Origin of the sequence: uncultured Kiloniella sp., from assembly GCF_937128705.1 — a bacterium.
Classification (GTDB): Bacteria; Pseudomonadota; Alphaproteobacteria; order Kiloniellales; family Kiloniellaceae; genus Kiloniella.
In genome coordinates, this window is sequence record NZ_CAKZMP010000201.1 from 1 (window position 1) to 6602 (window position 6602).

General features: G+C 47.8%; 6 protein-coding genes. All 6 read left to right on the forward strand.

The genetic code is table 11. The features are described 5' to 3' along the window. On the forward strand, nucleotides 1–1027 hold a 1027-nt coding region (locus tag Q0241_RS10840), incomplete at its 5' end, for an ATP-dependent helicase (protein WP_299377237.1). Then, a complete protein-coding gene (locus Q0241_RS10845) occupies nucleotides 1024–1590 on the forward strand; it encodes a hypothetical protein (protein WP_299198249.1) in 567 nt (188 codons plus the stop codon). The genes Q0241_RS10840 and Q0241_RS10845, both read left to right, overlap by 4 nt. Beyond that, the gene (locus tag Q0241_RS10850; RefSeq protein WP_299377239.1) at nucleotides 1590–4247 is read left to right on the forward strand and encodes a DNA polymerase; all 2658 of its coding nucleotides are present in this window, start codon (nucleotides 1590–1592) and stop codon (nucleotides 4245–4247) included. Before Q0241_RS10845 ends, Q0241_RS10850 begins: the two co-directional genes overlap by 1 nt. Further along, nucleotides 4240–4560: a hypothetical protein gene (locus Q0241_RS10855; RefSeq protein WP_299198245.1), complete on the forward strand. Its 321-nt coding sequence runs from the start codon at nucleotides 4240–4242 to the stop codon at nucleotides 4558–4560. The genes Q0241_RS10850 and Q0241_RS10855 overlap by 8 nt, the downstream gene beginning before the upstream one ends. Before the next feature lie 9 nt (nucleotides 4561–4569). Further along, nucleotides 4570–5601: a hypothetical protein gene (locus tag Q0241_RS10860; RefSeq protein ID WP_299377241.1), complete on the forward strand. Its 1032-nt coding sequence runs from the start codon at nucleotides 4570–4572 to the stop codon at nucleotides 5599–5601. Between the two features lie 26 nt (nucleotides 5602–5627). After that, on the forward strand, nucleotides 5628–6602 hold a 975-nt coding region (locus Q0241_RS10865; protein ID WP_299377243.1), incomplete at its 3' end, for a hypothetical protein.

Consider the following 6602-nt stretch of genomic DNA (forward strand, 5'->3'; position numbering starts at 1 on the left):
GACTTACCTGAAGCGAACCAACAACTATAAGATCCATTCGAACGTGATGCTCTTCATTGATGAAGCGTCTATGATCGATAAAGATCTTTATATGATCCTTCAGGAAGCGACCGACGAAACGTGTAAGATCATCTATGTTGGTGACAAGAACCAGTTGCCGCCGGTTATGGAGAAGCTTTCTCCTGCCGTGGCTCTCGCTGATATTGGAAATCGCCATTACGAGATTACAACGCCTGTCCGTAATGCTGGTTCGCCGGCGCTGCAGAAACTGTGTGAGGGCCTCAAAGAAGATATTCTTCTCGAGCGACCAAAAGACCAGCTTACAAAATGGAAGCAAGCACCTGGTGAGATTGATTTCATCAACGGCGATCAATTAAAGCTGCTCATCGAGGGCATTTACGGTCCCAATGGAACCATGAAAGCAGACGATCCTGAGCTGGCTTGCCGGATCCTTTGCTACACCAACAAAGCAGTGATTGGCTATAACCAGTTTATCCGCGGTATTCGTGGTTTACCTGATTATCCAACTGTGGGTGAGCGAATGGTTTGTAACTCCCACTTCCCACTCTCTGCCCAGGCATCTTTCAATGTCGAAGAGCAGGTCAAAATTCACGGCATCTATGGCCCTGAGGAAGTTCAGATCGATGATCATAACTCCCTGGATGCCTATATGCTGGAAGTCTCTTCTGCGTTCACTTCTCGGTACACTGTGAAATATCCAGCTGATCGTGATGCATGGGATTCCCTTCGACGTCACTATAAGTCGAAGAATTTCCGGAACTGGAAGCTGTTCTACAAACTCCAGGAAGAGTGGATCGATCTCCGTAACCGTGAAGCCTCGACGGTCTATAAAGCCCAAGGCTCGACTTATGATTCGGTCATCCTGATCATGGATGATATTTTCACGTCTCGAGATGTAAATCAGCTACGGCGTATGCTGTATGTTGGTGCGTCTCGTGCGCGGAAACGAATCTATGTCTATGACCGCGGCATTCACCAAAATCAGAGGGGTTTGTATATTCCATGAGCCATACAGACGATGAACTGATCCAAGCTTGGAAAGATGATCTCATCTCCAAGCTGGTGTTCACTGAAATTCAAGCTTCGCTTGAGGCTCGAGAACAAGAACTCATTGGCCAAGAGACTAAACGTCTTGTTGAGAAGAACCAGATACTTGGAGGATCCGAGCACGGTTTCTATTACAAGTCTGAGCTTTTTGTTGTCGCCGGCGCCTACGGTAAAGAGGGTATCGAAATCATCGATCCCAGTCTCGAGGAAGAAGCAGAATTTCTTCGCTTGAACCGTGTTGAGGTTCAGCAACACACAACGTATATCGCCCATTTCCTGGGAGCCCTTGAGCGCTTTGCTGAAGGCAATCCCAGTCGATACTGTGCCAACGCACCGCGGGGCCTTATGCAACTTTCAGATTCACTGAGCCGATTGGATCTCTTCTGTCAGAAAAACGATGCAGCCTTCTACGAAGACTCAAAGTTTCACCCAGAAGATAAAGCGAAAGCTCCATTTTTCGCGCACTACAACCGTGTCGATGATCCCATTAATCGGTTCCTTTTTAGACGGACAGCGTACTGATGCGATGGATTGGCTTTTCAAATGACTTTGAGCCCAACGATGTAGAAATCCTCATTCTCTCATACGAACTTGATTATGCAGAGATGAAGAAAACCTATCTCGATAAAGGCTTGATCGCTCAAGGAGAGCCAGCAAAGCACATTCTCGATCGTACTGCAGCTGTTCAGCTGCCCTATCTCCTGTCAGGCCCCAAGAAGAAAAAGAAACCACTCTCAGTTGCTGAGCGCCGTGAGTGGTTCAACGAGCTTTTCGAGAAGCTCAAGCATACCAAGATTAAACACGTATTGATCGCTAATCCCGATTACTACAAGACTTTTACCGGTTCCGCGAAAGCGGCGCTCGAAGTGGGCTCTCTAACACCTCCTCATGAGGACCACTTCGAGCATCTTAAACATTTGCGGGTTGGGTTTATCCCAAACCACAAAATGGCGTTCTATGATCCAGTGAAGACCGAAGCATCTATTACCACAGCAATGAAATCTGTGGCTGAGGATAGACAGGGTAAATACAAGGATCCTGGAACTGGCATCATCAAAAAATGCTACTATCCCCAAACACCCAATGAAATATTGACCGCTCTGGCATACCTACTTGCGCGTAAGCAGCGTCTGACATGTGACATTGAAGGGTTTAGTTTGCATATTGATGATGCCGGTATCGCCAGCATCGCATTCGCTTGGAACAAACATGAAGGTATTGCTTTCCAGGTTGACTGGGCACCAAATTTTCCAAACCAAGATGTACGTCGACTTCTTCTTAATTTTTTCATTCGGTTTTATGAAACGCACAAAAAAGGCAAAGAACGCCGGCTGATCTTCCACAACGCCAGTTACGACCTGAGCGTACTTATCCACCAGCTATCTAAAGACACTACCACGCACGATTACGAAGAGATTTTCGATGCCCTGGCTTGTGAGGATATGATCCATGATACCAAAATCATCAGTTACCTGGCTACGAATTCGACTTCGGGAAATAAGCTTAGCCTTAAGGATCAAGCTGTTGAATTTGCAGGCAACTATGCTGTTGAGGAAATTAAAGACATCACGAAAATCCCGGTCCAAGAGCTCCTCGAATACAACTTGGTGGATGCTCTAAGTACCTGGTACGTCTACGAAAAGAACATGCCGATCATGATCGCTGATGATCAAATGTCGGTGTACAAAGAAATCTTCCGGCCATCTCTCATCGACATTATCGATATGCAGCTCACTGGGCTGCCTGTTCACATGCCTTCTGTTCATGGATCCGAAGCTGAGCTGATGAAGCTCAAGGCCCAGGCAGAAGCTACAATTCAGGGGAACCAAGTTGTCCAAGATTACCGTCACCACCTTCGACAAATGGAAATATCCAAGTGGAACGCTCGGCTCAAAAAGAAAAGGGTTACCCTTTCTGACGCCAGTGCCGAGTTTAATCCTGGCAGCGATTCTCAGTTGGCTGGCTTGTTATTTGATCCAGCCTTTTTTGGATTCCCAGTCCTTGGAAAAACGGACAGCGGCGCTCCATCTACCAAAGGAGCTATCTTAAAAAACCTGAAGAACCACACGAATGATGTACCCACGCTCGAACTTCTCGATGCTCTTATCGAGTATAAAGACGTGAGCATCCTCCTATCGACCTTTATCCCGGCATTTAAAAATGCCCGGAAAGGCCCAGATGGATGGCACTATCTTCATGGTTCTTTTAACTTGGGTGGTACTGTCTCAGGCAGACTGAGCTCCTCGGATCCAAACCTTCAGAATATCCCTTCTGGATCCAGACTCGCTAAGTACATCAAACGATGTGTGAAAGCGCCTCCTGGATATCTTTTCATGGGTCTCGACTTCGATAGTCTCGAGGATAAAATCTCGGCACTAACGACCAAAGATCCCAACAAACTGAAAGTTTATACCGATGGTTATGATGGTCATTGTCTACGTGCTTATTCTTATTTTGGCGATAACATGCCCGACATTGACCCTACTTCTGTTTCTTCCATCAATTCTATTGCTGTTAAGTATCCGCAGGAGAGACAAGATTCAAAAGCGCCGACGTTCGCGCTAACATATGGTGGTACCCACCATGCTCTGGTTACACAGTGTGGCATCGACAAAGCTCAGGCTTTGGATATCGAACAGAAATACCATCAGCTCTATAAGCACTCAGATGACTGGGTCGATCTCAAGATCCAGGGAGCCAGGGACAATGGCTATATCACTGTCGCTTTTGGCTTGAGAGTGAGAACGCCTCTTCTGGGTCAGACGCTCAACACAAAGCGTCACACACCTTATCAGGCGCTCTCTGAAGCACGTACTGCCGGCAATGCCCTTGGCCAGTCCTGGGGCTTGTTGAACAATCGTGCTGCCACAGCCTTTATGAAGAAAGTTCGATCAACTTATTTTCGAGCTGAAATTCGAATCTGTTGTCAGATCCACGATGCTCAATATTATTTGGTTAAAGCCAACCCATATATTGTAGAGTGGTTTAATCGGACACTTTCTGAAGAAGTGAAATGGCAAAACCACCCGGATATCAGTCACCCTGATGTCCATCTTTCTGGTGAAGCTTCAATCTTCTATCCGACATGGGCTGAAGAGCACAGCATACCAAACTCCGCGTCCGCAATGGACATCAAACGAATAGGCCAAGAAATAGCAGAGGAATACCCCAATGGCTGATGACAAGAAACATTTCTGGATGGCTGCAATTGAGATTGCAGCAGTGCACCCTGGCAACGAAGATGCCGGTGTGGCGCCATATCCAATGTCGGTTAAAATCAACGTTTTGACCGAAACAGCCCGCAAGCGAATGGACGCAGACGCCATGGATACGCTTCGCCAGGCAGCCCTGATGAAGGCCCAAGAAAAATATGAATTAGACCCTTCATGGGTGGCAAATTTCTTCTTTTTTGGTATCTATTATCTGGGCCTTATGTCGCCGAAAGAGTACATGGGCCGAACCCAACCGACAAAGATTGTCGCCAACGAATAGGATCTCCTAATGACTGACCGTCCGCTAACGAACCAAGCAAATCTGGGCCTCGTGATGGCTGCATGGCTTGCCCATGACACATATGATCACGACCCGGTTGATGCACCTCAAGATGACAATCCGATCGTCTCAGCTACGACACTTTTAAAGCCTACTAAGGCTCTTGTCCTTGGACACCGTGTACCGCCAGAAGACAATGCGATAGATCTCCAGGACCTGGTTGCTGCGCGGATGGGTCAGTCAATTCACTCTGGAATCGAGAGTGCAATCTTTTCAGATGCTCGAGATCAAATTCTCAGGAAAATCGGTACAGCTCAGCATATAATCGACAATCTTGTGATTAATCCAAAAAAGAAATTGCTCGAGCAAAACCCCAGTGCGGTACCGCTCTATCTGGAGCAACGCCGTTTCCGGATGATCACTGCGACCAACGGGACCAAGGTTTGGATCTCAGGACAATTTGACCAGGTGTTTGCTGGGCGGGTTGAGGACAACAAAACCACTTCGACCTACAAATGGATGAAAATGGATCAATCTGAGAAATCAGACTTTGCCATCCAGCTGAGTATTTATCGCTGGTTGGATCCAGAAGTGATCACTTCCGAAGTTGGAATTATCAACTTCATCTTCAAAGATTGGAAGCGCGGTGAGGCTTCTAGGATTGATAACTATCCGCCATTCCCCGTCAGCGAGCTGCCAGTTCAATTGATGAGCCTCGAAGAAACTGAACGTTTCATCATCAAGAAGATCGACGAGATCCTCGCCACTGTGCCTATGAAGCACGAAAGCGACATGCCTCGCTGTAAGGAAGAAGAGCTGTGGAAGCAGCCTGACGTCCACAAGTATTACAAGAACCCCGAGACCGCTCAAAAGAACGGCCGGGCCACCAAAAATTTTGATTCTTACCCTGCGGCTATGCAGCACAAAGCTAAAGCCGGCGGAGTGGGTGTCATTAAAACATTCCCTGGCGAAGTCCGGAGATGTTCCTACTGCGATGCAGCACCGTTGTGTACGCAACGACTGGAATATCAGACCGACTAAACCACCAACCATTGAGGGCCTATGAGATGCGTGACTTCAATACGCTGACCGATCATCCTGTCTTGGAACGTATGGTCAATATTATTTCCAAGAAGACCCAGAACGATAATCGAAACTTCTTTCGAGTTGAGTGTGCTTACTTCCTTGCAAAGATGGCCGCTGCGATGCGGGCAGAGATTATCACCAAAGACCGCGGCAAGATCCCGGTAAACCTGTATGCCCTGGCTCTCGCCACATCAGGCTTTGGTAAGGGTCATTCAGTTGGCATTATTGAAGACACCTTGATGCATGGCTTCAAGAAGCGTTTCATCGAAACAACGATGCAGGGTCTTGCAGAAAAAAACCTAATACGTCTCGCGAATAAGCGGGCTGCTTATAAGGGGACGGATCCGTCTACAGAAGAAACCTCTCTCCAGAGGGAGTATGATCAGGCGGGTCCGTATCCTTTTACATTTGATAGCGGCACCGTGCCGGCAGTGAAGCAGCTTCGTCAAAAGCTGATGCTCTCCGGATGTGGCGGGATCAATCTCCAAATCGATGAGGTTGGTTCCAATCTTCTGCAGAGCGCAGAGATTATGAACACATTCCTTGAGCTCTATGATAAGGGCAAGACCAAAGCAAAGCTGACGAAAAACACTGTCGACAATTCTCGGGGTATCGACCTCGATGCACCGACACCTGCTAATATGCTGCTCTTTGGCACCCCATCTAAACTGCTCGATGGTGGGGCCACAGAAGACACTTTCTTTGAGTTTCTCCAAACTGGCTACGCACGCCGTATGCTCTTCGCCTGGGGCGAACAGGAACGCTCCATGAAGAAGCGCTCAGCTGCAGATGTTTATGCAGCCCTGACAGACCCTGCAATGGAAAGCGATGTTGCAGTGCTATCTCGAGGGTTTGCTCAGCTGGCCAGCGAGATGAACCATGAATACCAGATTGAGGTACCAGACAATGTCGGCATCCTGCTCCTGGAATACCGGTTCCTATGTGAAGAGCAGGCT